We start from the raw sequence: 19,151 nt of genomic DNA on the forward strand, positions 1-19,151 counted from the left end.
ATAAAATGAACTTTTTTCAAGAAGCAGGCATGTTATTAAGGAAAAACATCCGTGAATATGGAATGTATATAGCTCTTGCAGTAATAATGTTAGTATTTACTTTAAATACAGATGGATTATTTATGTCATCTCGTAACTTAAGTGATTTAATCAATATGACAGGTTATGTTGCAGTCCTTGCAGTTGGGATGACATTAGTAATTGTCATTAGACATATTGACCTATCAGTTGGTTTCGTTGCTGGTTTTCTAGGAGCAGTAGTTGCTCTATTTCTAACACACGGTTTGCCAGTCTGGATTTCTATCATTGCAGTTCTAGTATTTGGCGCTATTATTGGTCTAATTAATGGATTCTTTGTTGCTAATTTAGGAATCCCTTCATTCGTAGTTTCATTAGCAGGAATGTTAATATTCAAGGGATTACTACTAATGTCTCTTGTTAAAACTGGTACAATCATCGTTGCTAACGAAAGCTTTAAGGCAATTGGAAATGGCTATATTCCTAGTTTAGGAAATTTAAATGGTTTACACATATCAACACTATTAATCGGTGCGATCTCTATCATTCTTTTTATCTGGAGTGATTTTAAAAAGAGAAGCGTAAACATAAAATACGGTTTTGAAGTACTTTCAATGCCAATGCAAATTATTAAATTATTATTTATTTCTGGTATCATTGGTTACATTTGCTATATTCTAGCGGGCTATCAAGGAATTTCTTGGACTGCTGTGATCATGTTTATTGTAGTAGTAGTCTACCACTTCATTACAACAAGAACTCCTTTAGGGCGTCACATTTATGCAGTTGGTGGAAACCCTGAAGCAGCACAGTTAAGTGGTATTAGCGTAAAGAAAATCACTTACATTGTATTCGGTTCAATGAGTATGCTTGCAGCCCTTTCAGGCGTATTGTTTACAGCTCGACTTGCATCTGCTTCTCCCCAAGCAGGTACAATGTTTGAGTTAGATGCAATTGCTGCAGCTTATGTAGGTGGTGTTTCTGCTGCTGGTGGTGTTGGTAAAGTAACAGGTACAATTATCGGTGCATTCGTAATGGCTTCATTAACAAGTGGGATGAACTTAATGGGTATTGATATTTCATACCAATACATCATTCGAGGAGCAGTACTTGTTCTTGCGGTTGTGTTTGACGTAATGACACGTAATAAAGGGAAATAATATTTAAAAACAGAAACAGTCGATTGTGGTGGCTTGTTTCTGTTTTTTTATTTTTAAAATTTGAATTTGTTAAAGTGGATTGAGGTTATCTTATTCGATTAAATGGCAGGTTAGTTGAAGAACATGTGGTATATTATTTTGTAATAAACATTCAAGGGGGGAACCAATGAACAAAACAGACCGATTGTTAGCCGTTGTGCTGGAGTTGCAACGTAAAGAAGTTGTACGTGCCGAAGATTTGGCAACCCTATTTGAAACTAGCGTGCGAACCATCTACCGCGACATTCAGGCGCTGAGTGAAGCTGGTGTGCCAATCATAGGAGCCCCTGGGACAGGATATTCCTTAATGGAAGGCTATTTCCTTCCCCCTATCAGTTTTACGGTACCAGAAGCCGTGAGCCTACTGATTGGAACAGACTTTATCGAACAACAATTTGATGATGATTATCGTGTCAGGGCTCAAGCGGCTGGTGCCAAAATCGAGGCCATTCTTCCGTCGAGCGTTCGCAATGAAACTTCTCAAGTACTCAAAACTATGCGTTTGCTCATTTCCGATAAACAGGTTACGCCGTCAAAAGAAAAGAAATATCTAGAAAAGATCCGTCGAGCGATATTAGACGAGCGAAAGATAAACTTTCATTATGCAAAAAGACTTGCAGATTCCGAGGGGAAGCACCATAGTGTTCGTACCGTTGCTCCCTATGGATTGGTGCTCATTCAAGGATCGTGGATGCTCGTAGCTCGATGTGATCTGCGCCAAGAGATTCGCCACTTCCGCTTGTCCCGAATGACGGAACTTATCGATCTGGAAGAACGATTCGAACTGGCGTCGCATTTTAACTTAAGGGAGTATACCCCTCCGGATGATAGGAACTTGCGAGTACGCCTTCGATTTAACCATGACATCGTAGATAAAGTGAGGGAGTCGAACCATCAATATATGGAGGATATGGAAGAGCATCGAGATGGATTGCATGTGGTCTTACGCGTTCGTCAACTAGACGAATTGCTACAATGGGTGCTTGGCTGGGGAGCGGGAGTGATTGTATTGGAGCCTGAATCATTCCGAAATCGGATTCGTGAGGAAGTCAAAAAAATGTTAAAACACTACTGACATACTGTTGTCAGTAGTGTTTTTTTATAATGGGAGTAAGCAAACGTAAAGGAGTGGGAGATAAATGCGAAGTATGTCTTGCAAAGGATAATTCATATTACTATGGACCAATTGCACAGTAGGCAGACATGGAAGGATGGGTCCTAAAACCAAAAATGGAATAATTATTGATTAAATCTAGCCTTTACAGTTTTAAACCTGGGTAGAACCAACGAATGTCCGTTAAATCGCAAATTAGGTTACTTAAAATGGAAAAAACAGGACTTCGTAACCTTTTGCAATTTACGATAGCATCGCTGGTTCTGGCCAAAAATGATATGATACGATATTTTATTAGGAAGGGTGTTATCTAGTGAATTTTGCTTCTGTTCGCATTATTACCGACGACTTGGATCGTCTTGTCAAGTTTTATGAAAAAGTCTTGAGTGTTTCAGCGGAACGCCCCGCGCCTGTTTTTGCCGAACTTGTTTTGAAATCGTGCACCCTGGCAATCGGCCACTCGCAGACGGTACCACTGTTTGGCACTGGTTCCGCAATAGCGGCCAGTAATCACACTGTTATCATCGAATTTCAAATCCACAACATCGATGCTGAATACGAACGTTTAAAGCCTTTTATTGACGAGTGGGTGAAGGAACCGACCACGATGCCGTGGGGGAACCGTGCTATGTTGTTCCGTGATCCCGACGGCAACCTTGTAAACCTCTTCGAGCCGGTGACCGAGGAAGCGATCAAACGGTTCAGCGGTAGGGTTGACGGATAGTTGAAGCGAGTGTGGCCACAATTTTGAGAGTGGCCACGATTTGTAAAATATATGACCATTTTGGGCCGAATGTGCCGATATCATTTCTCTGGTGGCTACATCGTCTTCCAGGTTTGAAAATGAACCATTAAGAAAATGGACCTCTATATTCATCGAATAAAACAATTTGATGAAATTGTTGCCAATAAAATAAAAGATAGATTTCTATCGAGCTTTATTAATAAAAAAGAATAATGATTAGATGATGATGAAATCACTACTTTCTGGTTAACATTTGCGTGTATTCAATGGAAATTAGGTAGACTCCAAGACGAAGTAAAAGATATAGCCATTCAAATTATTGATAGTGGTGATGATCTTGAATATTGGGCAGATGACGAACAATTAAAAAAGAAGCGGCAAGCAGTATTACTAAAACTAAAAGAACAAATAAATTCCTAACAACCACAAGCTAAAAAAATACCAAAGAGGTTCATTGCTAATACTGATCTAAAAGATGGTGATGTAATTAGTTATCAATTATTGTCAGGAGACTACATTCTAATTTCCCTCATTTCAATCATGATAAGACTATTAATTATTCCCTATATAAGTAAGGTCAACAAAATAGAGTATTAATCTCTCTTTGATCAACGCTCCCGTTGGGTATAACAATCTATTAACGTGGATATTTTAGCTTTTTATGACTTTACGATTATTTAGAGATTGAACTGGACGATGATCATCGGGGAAAATCTTTCGAAATGCTTCAATTTGTTCTTTTGACATTTCAATCGGCATTTCAAAAATGGTCCATTTTACCTCTTCTGTACAAGGAGGGGTCGTTAATGAACCCTCATAATGAAATGCAGTTTGATCTTCAGGAAGCAAAGCCTTTAAATCAACTGTCTCATTCAAGGGAATATCTTTATCTGTTTCTTCTTTCGGTAGAATATCCCAGACCGCTGCCAGATTTTTATTTTCTTCACCTTCCTGAATCATCACTCCAAGGACAGCAATCTTTCCATTTGAATCTTTATGTACAAGGTGAAGCTCCATTACATAATTTTTGCCGTTGAATTGATGCTCACTTGGGGTATGGAAATGAAATTGTGCAAGCTTGTACTCCTTCCCCTCAATGAGTATGCTGTTACTACCACCCGCAGCATTTGCCTGTACAGTATGACCATTGTTCATGAGTGAAAATAACATCGGTTCATAATTAATTTGAAGGTCTTCTGCATCTTGTTCATTCTCAACTTGCGAAAATTCAATGTTAATTGGCGATTGTTCACTACCATTTACACAGGCTGAGTTAGCAGGATCTAATTCCCCCCAGTGCTCGGGGCTTGTTTCCCCTTTATAGGACCAATGGGAAGTATTTATTTTAGTTACTTCTGTTCCTGCATTCTTTTCAGTTGCCTGTTCTTCTTTTAGTTTGGGAGTTTGTGCATTTTGTGATGTACAAGCTCCTAATACAGAACTTAACATCACAGCTAAAATTGGATAAACGAGTATCTTCTTCATGTCAGTGTCTTTCCCCATTTCCTGTTTTTATATATGACTACTTTCCGTTTTATCATAATTTAAAATTCTCCTTATAAAAAATGATATCCAAATATATCCATTTCTATATAAAGGGAAATTTTTCCTTCTTTTGTAGATTATTTAACTAAATTTCTAATCCTTTCTTATTGCACTAACCTGCCATTTACTTGAATAAGAAAAAAGCTAAAAAAGCAGCTTTAAGGTTGTTGAATTGGGCTAGTTGAGCGTTAGCCATCCGTGAAAATAGTTGACAACAATGAATGAAACCTTCGAGTTCAAAAGATCTATTACTGGCTACAAAATAACGCAAAAGAGAACAGTTTAAAGATAGATCATTAACATGTTTATTTGTTTAGAATAAAATAAAAATTGAAAAAAACATTGACTTTCTCATTTTTATCTATAAAATAATCATTAATAAAATGTTTCAGAGATGTGACAACAAACGACTGTGAAAGGACGAGTAGTAGTAGGACGTAGACAAAGCGAGTCAGGGGTGGTGTGAGCCTGATACGAAGCCTGTTATGAAGAACCTCCTGGAGTCGCTAACCGAAATCCTTTTTTAGGAAAGTAGACTTAGCCGTGAACTTCGCCGTTAAAGAAGAACAGTATCGAGATCTCTCTAATCTCCGTACTGAATAAGTGAGCAACCTCTGTTGCTAATTTGGGTGGTACCGCGGAACCAAAGTCTTTCGTCCCAGTTTTTTGGGAAAGAAGGGCTTTTTTTGTTGGCTTCTTTTACTACATCCAAACATTTTAGGAGGAAATAGGCATGTATCAATCATTAATGACAGTAAGAGAGACACAAATCGCAATTAAGGAAGTTAAAACATTTTTTGAGGAACAATTAGCAAAACGTCTTGAACTGTTCCGCGTATCTGCACCATTATTCGTAACGAAAAAATCGGGTTTAAACGATCACTTAAACGGTGTAGAACGCCCCATTGAATTTGATATGCTACATTCAGGAGAAGAGTTAGAAATTGTTCACTCACTAGCTAAATGGAAACGATTTGCACTGCATGAATATGGTTATGAAGCTGGTGAAGGTTTATATACAAACATGAACGCGATTCGCCGTGATGAGGAACTTGATGCTACTCATTCAATTTATGTTGACCAATGGGATTGGGAAAAAATTATTCAAAATCAATGGCGTACAATAGATTATTTACAAGAAACCGTACAAACAATTTATGGAATCTTCAAAGATTTGGAAAATTATTTATTTGAAAAATATCCGTATCTTGGGAAGTATTTACCAGAAAATATTATATTTATTACAGCCCAAGAATTAGAAGATAAATACCCAGAATTAACACCGAAAGATCGTGAGCATGCAATTGCAAAAGAGCATGGTGCAGTTTTTATTATTGGAATTGGCGATGTACTTCGTTCTGGTGAAAAACATGATGGACGTGCAGCTGACTATGACGATTGGAAATTAAACGGAGACATCTTATTCTGGCATCCAGTATTACAATCCTCATTTGAATTATCATCAATGGGTATCCGTGTTGATCGTAAATCACTTGATGAGCAGTTAACGAAGACAGGTGAAGATTTCAAACGCGATTATGATTTTCATAAAGGTATTTTAGAGGAAGTACTTCCACTAACAATTGGTGGTGGTATTGGGCAATCAAGAATGTGCATGTTCTTCTTACGTAAAGCGCATATTGGTGAAGTTCAATCTTCTGTATGGCCTGATGAAATGCGAGAAGCATGTAAGAAAGAAAACATTCATTTGTTTTAGAAAAGACAGGACCTCTAAATAAGAATGCAATATACAAAACCAAAGGTTAAACAATTAGAATACATTATAAGACTATGAATCATTTTCTTGAAACTTAAGAAAATCGAAAACTAAAATATACCATGCATTAGTGGACAAAAAAATCGAATGTAAATTCGATTTTTTTTGTTGCTCTGAATGGCAGTGACTGTTTAGTCAAAGGTAATTGGAAAATAAAGTAGAGTTAGCTTAGAGTTAATATTGTAAAAATTACAGATAAAACTGAAAGTACGAAAGTGTAATGATTAGCATATGACCTGTGTCAATTAATCTTATGACAATATGTAACTAGAAAATGTGATATGAAATAGCTAACAATTGAATTCAGGCAATTGATTGATCCGTGCAAGTGCATCAATCAATCTTGCTTTTGAATAATTCAATTGAGGTGAGAAAATGAATAAGAAAAAGATGTATTGTGCAATGGTTAGTACAGCTATATTAGTTGCAGGATTTGGTGGAGAAGGAAAAGCTCAAGCGGTAGCAGTCGAAGATTCAGTTCAACCAATCCAACATAATATCGTTAATTCGATAGAATCACAGGCAAAGCGATTAAAAACGATAGAACCATCAAAACCATTTGACGATTTAAAACCACTTAAGAACATGATTGGGAGCGCTCAATATGTAGGATTAGGAGAGAATACTCATGGAAGCTCCGAAATTTTCACCATGAAGTTTCGCCTAGTGAAATACTTAGTTACTGAGATGGGTTTTACGAATTTCGGAATGGAAGAAGATTGGGGGAACGGCTTAAAGCTAAATGACTATATCCAAACAGGAAAAGGGAATCCTAGAGATTTCTTAAAATTGTTATATCCTACTGATGAAATTATAGCCATGATTGAGTGGATGAAAGATTATAATGCTGATCCATCCAATAAAAAGAAAATCCAATTTATCGGACTTGACTTAAAAACAATGGATCAAAGTGTCTTTCATAAAGTAACTGATTATGTAAAGCAGCATCGACCAGATATACGGGCAGAAGTAGAAGAAAACTATAAAGAGCTTTCTTCTTACACTGGAAGTATACAGGAATATATGCAGCTTGCTCCTGAAATGAAAGAAAAATTCAAGGCAAATGCTGAGAAAGTAGTCCAATTGCTAAATAATGAAAATGAACAAGCAAACACAGAGAGAGTTTCATCCGAGTTTATCTGGGTGAAAGAGACGGCGAATGTAATAGAGGAATTTACCACAATGATGCTTCCTAATGATTATCCAAGTATGGTGAAGCTACATGATCAATATTTGGCTGATCATGCAATGTGGGCACAAGAGACATTTGGCGGTAAAACTATGGTATGGGCACACAATATCCACATAGCCAAAGGTATTATCGATGAGAAATTATACCCTAATGTTGCGGGACAGTTTTTGAAAGAACGTTTAGACAATAATTATGTTTCAATTGGCAGTACAACTACCGAGGGAAAATTCACCTTATACAGCGAATATAATCCTACCACTGGAGGTAAGATTGCAACTGATACGATTCCACAAGATGTGAATAGTTTCAATTATATCCTTGGAAAAGTCCCATATAATATGTTTTTGTTAGATAATCGTCACCTTAATGGTCAAGCAAAGAAATGGGTTAGAGAAAAGAGGCCATTACTGAGTATAGGGGGACAGATCCTCCCAAACGGTTCATTATATAATGATACTTCATTGCTTGAGCAGTTCGATATAATTTTTCATATCCGAAAAACAAGTCCATCTCATATTAATTAAGAGTACAAAACAATCCCTTCTTGCAGAGCCAAGAACGGGATTGTTTTATGATGGAAATCATCTTTTTTTAAACAGGAGTAGGCTAATTCGCCCTTTTTAGCATTATGTAAAAATGTCATATGACATTTTTACACTAGTGAGTTTGACAAAGAAAGCAGTATGATGCTGGTATTAAATAGAGAGGAGTGATGAACCTTATGAAACTAAGATTCATCCAGAATGGTTATTTTTTATTGCTAACTTTTGTTACAGGACTGTTTTATTTTTGTTTTTACCTGGTTGCTCTGCTATTGAGTTTCACCCTTTCATTTACTGTAGTCGGGATTCCACTAGTTATACGCGTACTTCAGACGACCACATCCTTTATCCAATTCGAACGTATACAAACGAAAATTTACACTGATATTTCGACAGACTCTTATAATAGTAGTGTAACAACGGATACATCGGACTGGGCACAAGTGAAATTAGGGCTTACGAATCGTCGCACCTGGTCTGCAGTCTTTTGGTTAATGCAGAAATTTGTGATTGGAATTTTCAGTCTCATAAGTGCAGTCGTTTTATATGTAATGCCACTTATGTTTCTATTGGCACCAATACTGTATCGATACATCGACATGAATATTTTTTTCATGCAGATTGATACTTTTGTCAAGGCACTCATTGTAATGTCTATGGGTATAATGATTACCGCTATAAGTATTAGATTAGTAGATGGTTTGGCAAAAAAAATTGGAGGTTATACACGCAATATGATTCGGCAGCTAAATCGATAGAAGTTTGCAGTCTAAACTTAAAAGTATAAAAATGCGATAAAGATTATTCTATAATATAGGTAATAAGAAGGAAGGCTACTTAGGGGGTAAATGACTTGTTGAATATGGTTAAGTATTGGTTTTGGTATGATTGGATTATGTTAGGAATCCGTCTACTTGTTAGTGTCTCGATCATCCTAACTACATTAAATTTTCAGGATGGTTTAACACTATCACTTTGGGTTATTATTCCTTGGGAGATTGTTGCCTTCTCTATTCCATGGGTAGCCTTACTGTTCAATTACAAATATTACTTGTTCACAGAAATATTGCTATATGGCGGACTATGTATCTATTTAACTTCTTTATTTCCAGAAGCTTACAGCACATTTCTTATATCGGTCTTTCTTATCGCAGCAAATAGTAAGTATTTGTCCTATTATTGGACAGCTCCAACAACAATTTTTATTATAACTGGAATTTTCGATGCGGTTGCGCCAAGTAATAGCTATTGGATTATGGTCACATACTACGGATTCGCTTATGTAATGGGGTTCGCTTTTCATTTATTAATCGTCAATCATAAGCAAAATGAAGCGATTTGTAAACAAAACGCGGTACTTGAGCAATATATGTCTCAGATCGAACGCATTACACTTGCAGAGGAACGAAGCAGGCTGTCTAGTGAGCTTCATGATACAGTTGGCCACACTTATACATCCATTATTTTGGGGATGGAAACGTTACGTACCGAGCTTGTTACCGAAAAGGGTATTCAGAGGTTAGATTCTCTGCTTGAAATGGGGCGTAGAAGCATTGAGGACGTGAGAGGTTACCTACATCAAATGGATTCACCGTGTCAATCGCTTTCCTTAACTCAATCTCTACAAAATCTTGGAGCCGAATTTCAAGAGTACGCTCGGGTGAATGTAAGCTTTCGAGCATTCGGAGAGGAATACGAACTGTCTCGGCAGGCGAGAATGGCATTCATCCGTTGCTTACAAGAGTCCCTTACAAATGCAGTACGTCATGGTCAGGGGAATGAAATTATAGTTTCATTGCAGTTTGAACAACAATTTACTAGGTTAGAAGTGCAAGATAATGGTAAGGGAAATGTAGAATGGCAGGAAGGCTTTGGTATTAGAGCGATGAAAGAGCGGGCAATGAATTTGCAAGGTCAATTGTCTGTATATACAAAACCAGATGAAGGAATGCTTGTTACTTGTACTATACCGCGACAAACTGAAATAAAAGATGGACTTATTCGATTGTTAATTGTCGACGATCAACCGTTTGTTCGGGAAAGTTTGAGGACACTACTCGAAAGATATGAAGATTTAAATGTAGTCGGTTTGGCTGAAGATGGCAATCAAGCCATCGAGATGTGCGGGAGCCTTCAACCCGATATTGTACTAATGGATTTAGATATGCGCCACATGGATGGAGTCGAAGCAACCAAAAGGATTAAACAACAATGGCCACATATCCGCGTATTGATTTTTACAACGTTTCAGGATACGGAACAGGCGTTGGACTCCCTTCGTTGTGGTGCGGATGGTTTTTTACTTAAATCTATTGAAACGCTAGAGCTAGCTAATGCGATCCGACTTATACACAGAGGTGGGACCCTGATAGATCAGGAAATGTCTCACAAAATATTTGAGAAGTTTGATGCGCAAAATGAGACACCACAATCAAAAGCAACAGCTTATGAGCTAACAGCTAGAGAGATAGAAATATTGCAGCTAGTAGCAAAGGGACTACGATACAATACGATAGCTTCAAGGTTATATTTGTCAAATGGTACGGTCAGAAACTATGCTTCCACGGCTTACACAAAGTTAGGCGTGCGTAACAAGGAAGAAGCTGTTCAGATGGCTCAAGAAATAGGAATAATTGAATGAGAAAAATGTTTATTGTTTCTTTAGAGCTAAGCGGAAGACGACTTTAGACAAAATTAAGAGGATTGAGTCCTGTACAATACAGGATTCAATCCTCGCTATCAATTTTATAAACTTTTTGGGTTTACTTCATTTTTATTTAAAGACAACAATTTTCCCAACTGAACCGTCAGCACTTTGACCCACTACACGAACTTTCAATCCGTATTTAGGAACATTTCGGCCAACATCTGGATCTTGAGGGTTGCTATAATCTTGAGAATCATCGAATAGGGCATTACTTTGTGTAAAATTATCTTTCATGTAGAAAGATGAATCACCAATAGTGACATCGCTGCCTTTATTTAAGCTAAATGCCGCATCATGCATTTGGTAGCTGTTTGAACCTAGGACTTTATTTAGTCCATAGCTATCGGTAGGATCTGTCCAATTTTTATTATGCCAGATATTGTTATGTTGATCGGCATCGACAACTCCTAAGAAGCCATCACCAGGATGGTATCCTTGACCTGTCCAGTTGTTGTCGACAAACTTTGATAAGAATTAGGCATATGGACTAGAAATAAAAAAACACTATGTCGAGAAACACGATTTGGAATGGTAAAAAGAACCTTCTATTTCTTATGTCGTTTCAGAATGGATTGTACACAGTCGAGAAGAAGATTAACTTTTCAAGATTTGTACCATATTCTTTATCAGAACGTATCATCTCTGAAAGATTGTCTAAATTAGGCAGTCTTTTTTTAGTTCTAAAAATAAATCCTAGAATACAAGTCTACTAAATTTAAGTACACGTAGATCTAAATATAAAAAGCATTAGCCGTCTCTTCTTCTTAATATAATAAGAGTATCCTATGATTAAAATTTCCTGAAATGGAGTGATTTTAATGCTTGAAGTAAAAGGACTGGCTTCTTATTCACCTTTAGGGCATTTGAATGAGTTTCGGAAAGATCCAATATATTTTTTAAGTGAACTTTATAGAAATCATGATACGATTGTCTCATTTCGATTTGCTCATCGTAAAATGAACTTGCTATTAGAGCCCGATTTAATAAAAGAGGTATTAGTAACGAAGCAGTATTCATTCCATAAATCAAAGCCATTTCAAGAGATGAAAACGTTGCTCGGTGAGGGATTGTTAACGAGTGAAGATGAAGTACATATGAGGCAGCGGCGTTTGATTCAGCCATCATTTACGAAGCAGCATACCCAATCCTATGCAAAGGATATGACATTGCTCACTGAAGAGTTTATTAGTTCATGGAAAGATGGTGAAGAGCGTCTCATTAGTAGAGATATGATGGAGCTTACATTAGCTATTATTGCTAAAACTATGTTTAGTATGGATCTGAGTCAAGGACATGATCGTGTTGGGAAGCATTTTGACATTATTATGGATATTGCAACGAAGCGAATTCGATCCGTTTTAAAAGCTCCACTCAAACTGAATTCACCAAAAAATAAATCTTTATCGGAGGCTATTAAGGCTATCGATAAGGTGTTATATGAAATGATTGAAAAAAGAAATAGCTCAGAAACAAAGGAAGATTTACTAGGACTATTAATGCAAGCAAGGGATGAAGAGTCTAATGAAGGCATGACGAATCAACAATTAAGGGATGAAGCAATGACAATCTTTCTTGCGGGTCATGAAACGACTGCAAATGCATTATCTTGGTGCTTATATCTTTTATCTCAGCATCCGGATAAAGCTAAATTATTATATGAAGAAGTAGATCGTGTTCTAGGTAAAAAACGAGCAGATTATCAATCAATGAAAGATTTAATTTATACTCAGCAAATTATTTGGGAAAGTTTACGTCTCTATCCCCCTGCATGGCTTATTAGCAGAAAAGCAATAGAAGATGTCAGCATTGGTGACTACAGAATTCAAAAAGGTGAGACAGTCATGATGAGTTCCTATATCATGCAGCGTTCTGAAAGGTATTTCTCACATGCGGAAGAATTTCTTCCAGAGCGTTTTAAGAATGGAAAGGTAGAAGGGGTTCCTGAATATGCGTATTTTCCTTTTGGTGGTGGGCCACGTGTTTGTATCGGAAATCATTTCGCAATTATGGAGGCTGCTTTAGTATTAGCAACAGTCGTTCAGCATTATACGATTGAACTAGCTCCTAATCATCATAAAGTGGAGACAGAACCACTTATCACACTTCGTCCGAAAGATGGATTGCGTATGATTGTAAAAAAGAGAAAATGAGCGGTATTTAATGTACACACATAGGCAAGTGTCTTTTCCAGGAGATTTTTCATAGAATATAGCATTCTCTTTACTGTATGTTTGAAAGGGGTTATATTTTTTGGAAAAGACAAAACTGACTGGACGGATTGTGACACCAGGTGATGCGGATTATGAACAGGCTAGAACAAATAATACTTTAAACAATCCTAAATTTCCTAAAATAATAGTATTTTGCCAAAAGAAACGAGATGTAATAAATGCTTTGAATTGGGTGAAGGAAAATAATATGCCATTTAGAGTAAGAAGTGGCAGGCATAACTATGAAAATTATTCGCTCGTAGATGGTGGTCTTGTTATCGATGTTAGTGAGATGAATACAGTTAGTGTAGATTGCAAAAGCATGACCGCAAAAATACAAGCCGGGGCTGATTTAGGAAAAGTATATAATATTCTATGGGAAAATGGTACGACAATCCCAGCAGGTACTGAAAGTAGTGTTGGCCTTGTTGGTCTTACACTTGGTGGAGGTATCGGGATGCTGTCGCGATTATATGGTCTTACATGTGATAATCTACTTGAAATAGAAATAGTAGTATCGAATGGGCATGGGAAAGCGAAACTGATTAAAGCAAATAAGAACAAGAATAGTGATCTTTTTTGGGTTTGCTGTGGCGGTGGAGGCGGAAATTTTGGCATTGTCACGTCGCTTAAATTTAAAGTACACCCAATTTCAACTGTTTCGATCTTCTCGATTATTTGGGAGTGGGAAGACTTTGAAGCCGCTTTTGATGCTTGGCAAAATTGGGCAATTAACACTGATATCAAGCTAACTTCAGAAATTGAACTAAAATCTAGGGAAGTAAATCAAATTATTGCTCAAGGGGAATTTGTAGGTCCAGTAACAAAATTGAAAGAACTGTTACGGCCACTAACAGAAACTGGTTCACCTATAAAAGTAATGGTAAGGGAAGTACCTTATATAGAAGCTGTTCATTTTTTTGATGAACCAAGTGGGAATGTCCCAGCTTATAAAAAAAGATCAGGGTCTTTTCTAAATAAAACTTTTCCAAAGAGAGCAATCTTGATCATGAAAAGTTTTCTAGAAAATACACCAAATGGAAAGTCAAGTATTTGGCACCAATCTCTTGGAGGAGCAGTAAGGCGGATTAGACCAGATGAAACTGCCTATTATTACAGGGATGCCATTATTGCTCAAGAGTATCTTGCTAATTGGAGTACACCTGACGAAGAGCGAAAAAACAATCAATGGGTTGAAGACCTAAGGAATGCCTTATCAAGATACACTACTGGTGACTACGTAAATTGGCCTGATCGGTTTATTAGAAATTGGCCAACCGCATATTATGGTGGGAATTTAAATCGTCTAAGAGTTGTGAAACGAGAATATGACCCATTCAATCTATTTAAATTCCCTCAAAGTATTCCTCCTTTTATTAGTTGGTTTTAAAGTGAAAAATTCAAAAAATACTAGTGAAAAACCGATCGATTGAATTTCCAAATTGGTCGGTTTTTCCATAACTGTAGTTACTAACAAAAAGTTCTTATTGCTCTGAATTACTATTTTTATTGCCTCTTGTAAAGACAAAGTAATTACCGAGTATTGAAAATAATAGCAGTGCAAAACCGAAAATAACGATTTGGTAGTTTTTATCTAAGTAACCAAAATAACAACACACGATCGTCACAGGTAAAATCATTAAAATGATGCAAAACTTAAGTACAAAATTAGGGACATCCATATCATCTTCACCTTACTTAGTATTTTTCATTTAGTTTTTCATAGTTAAAATTCTTTATTCAAATTATTTTTATATAGTACGATTAAATTGATCATCTTATGGAAAAATGAAATTTGGATTTATTACTTATACTAGTTAAGAAATAGAACAAAAAATAGAAGGTGTAAACATGAATGAGAATGATAAGCAAATTGTAGGAGAAAAGGCAGCAGAATTTGTAAAAGATGGTATGGTTGTTGGATTAGGTACGGGTTCTACAGTTTTATATACAATAAAAAGGCTTGGGCAATTAGTTCAGGAAGGACTGAATATAAAGGGTATTCCAACTTCCATACAAACTGAAAAGCTTGCTAAAGAGGTGGGTATCCAACTCGTAAACTTTAGTAAAATTGAACAGATTGATATAGCAATTGATGGTGCCGATGAAATTAATCCAAACTTTGAGCTAATTAAAGGTGGGGGAGGCGCTCTATTAAGAGAGAAAATCATTGCGAAAGCAGCTAAAACATTTATAGTAGTTGCTGATCCAACTAAGATGGTAGAGAGATTAGGGAAGTTCCGACTACCAGTAGAAGTTATTCCATTTGGCATGGAAATGACGATGAAACATATTAAAGCAATCGGTTTAAGCCCTGAACTTCGTTTAAATGGAGCGACTCCATTTATTACGGATAACGGAAACTATATTTTTGACTGCAGTATACCTAATCATATTCAAACTGAAATAATAGAAAGAGAACTCAATTTAATTCCAGGAGTGGTAGAAAACGGATTATTTGTTGGAATGACTGATCTAGTTATCACGCTGGATAAAAATGGGGATGTTGAAATATTAAGTAAATAGTGCATAGTTAAGTCATTTACTAAATGTAATGCAGAGTACATACTTGCCCGTTCCTTCTATTTATTCAATAATAATAGTAAGAGATAAAGAGTTAAAGGGAAGAGGGGGATAATATGCAAATAAGAGTTTCAGCCGTTCAATATCATCTTCACACAATAAACTCCTTTGAAGAGTTTGAAAAACAAGTAGAGCATTATATTAAGACAGCAGAGGAATTTGAAGCGGAATTTATCATTTTTCCTGAGTTTTTTACAACTCAGCTTATGTCAATTGGGAATGAAAAAAGTGAGGCATTAACAATCCAAGATTTACCTAACTTTACTGAGCAATATCGTTCTTTATTTTTAAAGTTGGCAAAACAATACAATATGCACATTATTGGAGGAACGCATGTTATTAAAAAAGGCGATCGACTATATAATGTTGCACATTTATTCTATCCAGATGGCCGAATTGGTGAGCAGGCAAAGCTACATATTACACCAACAGAGGTAAATGAGTGGAATATGAGTGCAGGTGACGGTTTAAAGGTTTTTGAAACAGAAAAAGGAACAATTGCGATGTTGACTTGCTATGACATTGAATTCCCAGAAATCGTTCGCATGGCAAAAGCAAAAGGAGCAGATGTCATTTTCTGCCCATCATGCACAGACGATCGCCATGGGTTCCACCGAGTACGTTATACATGTCATGCAAGAGCAATTGAAAATCAAGTTTATGTTGTAAATACAGGTACGATTGGTTCACTTCCAACTGTTGATTTTATGCGTGCAAATTTCGGTCAAGCAGTTGTAATCACTCCTAACGACATCCCATTTCCTCCAAAAGGAATTATGGTAGAAGGTGAAATGAACCAGGATATGATTGTTACAGCTGATCTTAATTTAGATTTATTATACAAAGTTCGGGAAAAAGGATCCGTTACAACATGGCGTGACAGACGTACAGACCTTTATCCAGATTGGTAAACTTATTCTTAAATAGAAAAGAGAGTTTTAGCACATGTATCGAAAGGAATTTTTTGTTTTCGACCAGGACAAACCAGTCCCAGTGGTAATTCGTAATTATAATGAGAATGACTTTACTGATTTAATCCGTATTCAACAAGAAAGCTTTCCGCCACCATTCCCATCGGAACTATGGTGGAATGAGGAGCAACTTAAAAATCATATAACTCTTTTTCCAGAGGGAGCGTTATGTATAGAAGTAAATGGTCAAATGGCGGGTTCTATGACAGGTCTACTAGTTCATTTTGATCCTAGCCATCCTGACCATTCATGGGAAGAGGTTACTGATCATGGTTATATTCGTAACCATAACCCAAACGGAAATACACTTTATGTCGTTGATATTGGTGTCAGACCCAGCTATCGAAAATTAGGTTTAGGTAAATGGTTAATGTTTTCTATGTATGATGTTGTTGTACATCTTGGTTTGGAAAGATTGCTTGGTGGAGGCAGGATGCCAGGATATCATAAAGAGGCGGATAACTTGTCACCCGATCAATACTTAGATGCTGTAATAAAAGGGGAGCTAAAGGATCCAGTTATTAGTTTTCTACTTCGATGTGGTCGTACCCCGGTTAAGGTAGTAGCTAATTATTTAGAGGATGAAGAATCATGCAATTATGGGACTCTAATGGAATGGAAAAATCCATTTAAACATTCTAATTAAAGGGAGAGAAAGAAAATGGACTATAAAAGAATTACAAATATTAATGACCCATTATTTAAACAAATGCATCAATTAATGCAAGATGTATTTCCTCCAGAAGAAGTATTAGAATTCGATCTTTGGAAAGAGCCTTTGGAGGATCCAGGAATTCGTGTTTTTGTTGCTGTCCATGAAGAGAAAGTAGTAGGTGCTACAGAATACCGCTATTATGACGATTTTAATGTTGCTATGACTGACTTTACAATAATTGGCCAAGCTGGTTTGGGAATCGGCCCATATTTGGCACAAAATAGATTAGTAGATTTACAGACATTAGCAACCGAAAATAATAAAAAGTTATCAGGTATGTTTGCTGAAATTTATGACCCTTATCAAGTAGAACACCATGAGTTTGGCGGGGTTAAACCAATGAATCCATATGTGCGTAGGGAAGTATTAGCTCACCTAGGGTATAAGCGTCTGGATTTTGAATATATCCATCCTTCATGGAATAATGACGGTGAAGCAGTAACAGGTCTAGATCTGTGTTTCCTTCCAATGGATGGGGAAATGAATGAGCTTCAATCAGACTTGATCGTAAAGTTTCTAAAGCGTTATTACACAGTGTTATCTAATAAACCAGAGTCTTGGTATTCGATGATTGAAAATTTAGAAGAGAAAGAAAAAGTTGCATTAGTCTACTTTTAAGTGAACATAAAAAAAGCTTTTCGATTAAGTCTAAGTGCAGACTTCGAGAAGCTTTTTTTATATTCGATCGAATGAAACTTAAAAAGGATTTCGAACAATTCTCCAATTGAGCATTTGCCATATAGTTAGTCTGCTTGTTTTTGTTTTTCTTCTTTTTTTGTGCTCACCGTAGTAGTATATGATTTGGGCTTATCTGTACCATTTATTAGTTTATAAATATAGTCAGTTGTTAGTTTATAGCTGTCTTCAAGTTTTGTTGTGATATAGCTTGCTCGTTCAAAAATAATCGAGCGTAAGTTGTTGAGCTGGTGAGAGATTCTATCCATCATTGCTTCTTGCGTATCAAGGCGATCTAAAACCCCATGTTGAAATTCCTCTTGTTGTAATAATCCATGAGCTACTTCATTTTGTTTTTCAATTAGCTTATCAAGTTGTAATGAGAGAGCTTGATTATCAGATTCACTTTTTTCCAATCGCTTTGCCAATTCTGTGTAAGCTTCATTTAAACTAATCATTTTATCAATCAACGATTTTTTTTCCAGACTTTCATTTGCGTCTGATGTATTTAACCGCTGGATCATGATTCTTTCAAATTGTTCACGCTCATGGTTACTACCTATGAGACTATTTATTTGATTTTTAACATGATTCCACTGATTTGTTTGCAATTCTTCTAATTGCTCATATCGTGGCTTCAATTCAGAGATTGATTTTTCCAGGCTCATGTTATTTTTTTGTTGTTCTTCCATTAGTTCAGCTAAGTAATTATGCCGAACAAGCCCTTGATTCGGTGTTTGTATTGTTTCATTATTTTTAAAGACATCAGGGTGTTCATTCTTATTTATAAATAATCCCACTACTATTTCTCCCTTTCTATATTTTTTTACTAATATTTTATGTTCAAGTACAGATGGGGGAACTTGGGTATGCTTAGTTGGGCTATAGTGTAGCTGGAAAACGACGGTTAGTTAGGCAATTTGAAGTGTGGAATGTTCTGTCTTTTCCATATAATAAATTTTAGTAAAAGAGTATTTTTAGTAAATATGAAGTGGGAACTTAGACTCATTTTTAGCAATTAAGCTCTTATTAAATTAATATGATAAACACGAGGATAAAGAACAGAACAATGCTCATTAAAAGGTTTAAAAAATATTATCTGAAAATTAAGTAAATTAATATCACCAGCCTATTTTCTTTGAATAGTATGATGTAAGG

At 36.3% G+C, this 19,151-nt stretch carries 16 protein-coding genes, 1 pseudogene and 1 other annotated feature; of the genes and pseudogenes, 13 read left to right on the forward strand and 4 right to left on the reverse strand.

Annotated features, from left to right (window positions below; genetic code table 11):
* The first annotated feature begins 5 nt into the window (after positions 1-5).
* The 3 genes from BM319_RS13215 to BM319_RS13225 all read left to right on the forward strand — a co-directional run bounded on the left by BM319_RS13215 (position 6) and on the right by BM319_RS13225 (position 3,055).
* Complete coding sequence (locus BM319_RS13215) at positions 6-1,178, forward strand: sugar ABC transporter permease (RefSeq protein WP_091023082.1); 1,173 nt, start codon at positions 6-8, stop codon at positions 1,176-1,178.
* Positions 1,179-1,344: 166 nt separating this feature from the next.
* Complete coding sequence (locus tag BM319_RS13220; protein ID WP_091023084.1) at positions 1,345-2,292, forward strand: helix-turn-helix transcriptional regulator; 948 nt, start codon at positions 1,345-1,347, stop codon at positions 2,290-2,292.
* Between the two features lie 352 nt (positions 2,293-2,644).
* Positions 2,645-3,055: a VOC family protein gene (locus tag BM319_RS13225; protein ID WP_069035347.1), complete on the forward strand. Its 411-nt coding sequence runs from the start codon at positions 2,645-2,647 to the stop codon at positions 3,053-3,055.
* A gap of 672 nt (positions 3,056-3,727) precedes the next feature.
* On the opposite strand, the gene BM319_RS13230 is transcribed toward BM319_RS13225, so the two are convergent.
* A complete protein-coding gene (locus tag BM319_RS13230; protein ID WP_091023087.1) occupies positions 3,728-4,561 on the reverse strand; it encodes a carbonic anhydrase in 834 nt (277 codons plus the stop codon).
* 463 nt (positions 4,562-5,024) lie between these two features.
* Positions 5,025-5,285: a binding site (T-box leader), on the forward strand.
* Between the two features lie 69 nt (positions 5,286-5,354).
* Here BM319_RS13230 and asnA point away from each other — a divergent pair.
* The 4 genes from asnA (at position 5,355) to BM319_RS13255 (ending at position 10,773) form a co-directional block, all read left to right on the forward strand.
* A complete protein-coding gene (gene asnA / locus BM319_RS13240; protein ID WP_091023089.1) occupies positions 5,355-6,338 on the forward strand; it encodes an aspartate--ammonia ligase in 984 nt (327 codons plus the stop codon).
* 435 nt (positions 6,339-6,773) lie between these two features.
* Positions 6,774-8,114 carry an erythromycin esterase family protein gene (locus BM319_RS13245; RefSeq protein ID WP_069035344.1) on the forward strand — a complete coding sequence of 447 codons (1,341 nt, stop codon included), beginning with the start codon at positions 6,774-6,776 and terminating at the stop codon, positions 8,112-8,114.
* 197 nt (positions 8,115-8,311) lie between these two features.
* Positions 8,312-8,890, forward strand: a complete 579-nt coding sequence (locus BM319_RS13250; protein WP_091023091.1) for a sensor domain-containing protein — start codon at positions 8,312-8,314, stop codon at positions 8,888-8,890.
* A gap of 95 nt (positions 8,891-8,985) precedes the next feature.
* Positions 8,986-10,773, forward strand: coding sequence for a helix-turn-helix transcriptional regulator (locus BM319_RS13255; protein WP_069035342.1), 1,788 nt, complete (start codon positions 8,986-8,988; stop codon positions 10,771-10,773).
* 132 nt (positions 10,774-10,905) lie between these two features.
* Here the strand turns inward: BM319_RS13255 and BM319_RS13260 are convergent.
* Positions 10,906-11,283, reverse strand: a pseudogene (locus tag BM319_RS13260) (protease); the annotation flags it as partial.
* A gap of 374 nt (positions 11,284-11,657) precedes the next feature.
* Here BM319_RS13260 and BM319_RS13265 point away from each other — a divergent pair.
* Positions 11,658-12,989, forward strand: coding sequence for a cytochrome P450 (locus tag BM319_RS13265; protein ID WP_091023093.1), 1,332 nt, complete (start codon positions 11,658-11,660; stop codon positions 12,987-12,989).
* A 100-nt stretch (positions 12,990-13,089) separates the two neighbouring features.
* Entirely contained in the window at positions 13,090-14,439 is a 1,350-nt protein-coding gene (locus tag BM319_RS13270; protein WP_091023095.1) for an FAD-binding oxidoreductase, read from the forward strand.
* Between the two features lie 94 nt (positions 14,440-14,533).
* Here the strand turns inward: BM319_RS13270 and BM319_RS13275 are convergent, their stop codons facing one another.
* Positions 14,534-14,731: a hypothetical protein gene (locus BM319_RS13275; RefSeq protein WP_069035338.1), complete on the reverse strand. Its 198-nt coding sequence runs from the start codon at positions 14,729-14,731 to the stop codon at positions 14,534-14,536.
* A gap of 169 nt (positions 14,732-14,900) precedes the next feature.
* On the opposite strand from BM319_RS13275, the gene rpiA reads away from it, so the two are divergent.
* From rpiA to BM319_RS13295, 4 genes are all read left to right on the forward strand, one after another.
* The gene (gene rpiA / locus BM319_RS13280; RefSeq protein WP_069035337.1) at positions 14,901-15,575 is read left to right on the forward strand and encodes a ribose-5-phosphate isomerase RpiA; all 675 of its coding nucleotides are present in this window, start codon (positions 14,901-14,903) and stop codon (positions 15,573-15,575) included.
* Positions 15,576-15,688: 113 nt separating this feature from the next.
* Complete coding sequence (locus BM319_RS13285) at positions 15,689-16,543, forward strand: carbon-nitrogen hydrolase family protein (protein ID WP_069035336.1); 855 nt, start codon at positions 15,689-15,691, stop codon at positions 16,541-16,543.
* Between the two features lie 34 nt (positions 16,544-16,577).
* Positions 16,578-17,249, forward strand: coding sequence for a GNAT family N-acetyltransferase (locus tag BM319_RS13290; RefSeq protein WP_069035335.1), 672 nt, complete (start codon positions 16,578-16,580; stop codon positions 17,247-17,249).
* Positions 17,250-17,264: 15 nt separating this feature from the next.
* Positions 17,265-17,936, forward strand: coding sequence for a GNAT family acetyltransferase (locus BM319_RS13295; RefSeq protein ID WP_091023097.1), 672 nt, complete (start codon positions 17,265-17,267; stop codon positions 17,934-17,936).
* A 125-nt stretch (positions 17,937-18,061) separates the two neighbouring features.
* Here BM319_RS13295 and BM319_RS13300 read toward each other — a convergent pair whose 3' ends face one another.
* On the reverse strand, positions 18,062-18,793 hold the full coding sequence (locus BM319_RS13300; protein WP_091023099.1) for a hypothetical protein: 732 nt from the start codon (positions 18,791-18,793) through the stop codon (positions 18,062-18,064).
* Positions 18,794-19,151: the final 358 nt, after the last annotated feature.

This window comes from Bacillus sp. UNCCL81 (genome assembly GCF_900112535.1).
GTDB classification, from domain to species: domain Bacteria; phylum Bacillota; class Bacilli; order Bacillales; family Bacillaceae_G; genus Gottfriedia; species Gottfriedia luciferensis_B.

Coding starts and splice junctions, on each gene's coding strand:
- BM319_RS13295 (WP_091023097.1), top strand. CDS start 17,265: ATGGACTATAAAAGAATTACAAATATTAATGACCCATTATTTAAACAA.
- BM319_RS13275 (WP_069035338.1), bottom strand. CDS start 14,731: ATGGATGTCCCTAATTTTGTACTTAAGTTTTGCATCATTTTAATGATT.
- BM319_RS13230 (WP_091023087.1), bottom strand. CDS start 4,561: ATGAAGAAGATACTCGTTTATCCAATTTTAGCTGTGATGTTAAGTTCT.
- BM319_RS13215 (WP_091023082.1), top strand. CDS start 6: ATGAACTTTTTTCAAGAAGCAGGCATGTTATTAAGGAAAAACATCCGT.
- BM319_RS13285 (WP_069035336.1), top strand. CDS start 15,689: ATGCAAATAAGAGTTTCAGCCGTTCAATATCATCTTCACACAATAAAC.
- asnA (WP_091023089.1), top strand. CDS start 5,355: ATGTATCAATCATTAATGACAGTAAGAGAGACACAAATCGCAATTAAG.
- rpiA (WP_069035337.1), top strand. CDS start 14,901: ATGAATGAGAATGATAAGCAAATTGTAGGAGAAAAGGCAGCAGAATTT.
- BM319_RS13250 (WP_091023091.1), top strand. CDS start 8,312: ATGAAACTAAGATTCATCCAGAATGGTTATTTTTTATTGCTAACTTTT.
- BM319_RS13290 (WP_069035335.1), top strand. CDS start 16,578: ATGTATCGAAAGGAATTTTTTGTTTTCGACCAGGACAAACCAGTCCCA.
- BM319_RS13265 (WP_091023093.1), top strand. CDS start 11,658: ATGCTTGAAGTAAAAGGACTGGCTTCTTATTCACCTTTAGGGCATTTG.
- BM319_RS13220 (WP_091023084.1), top strand. CDS start 1,345: ATGAACAAAACAGACCGATTGTTAGCCGTTGTGCTGGAGTTGCAACGT.
- BM319_RS13245 (WP_069035344.1), top strand. CDS start 6,774: ATGAATAAGAAAAAGATGTATTGTGCAATGGTTAGTACAGCTATATTA.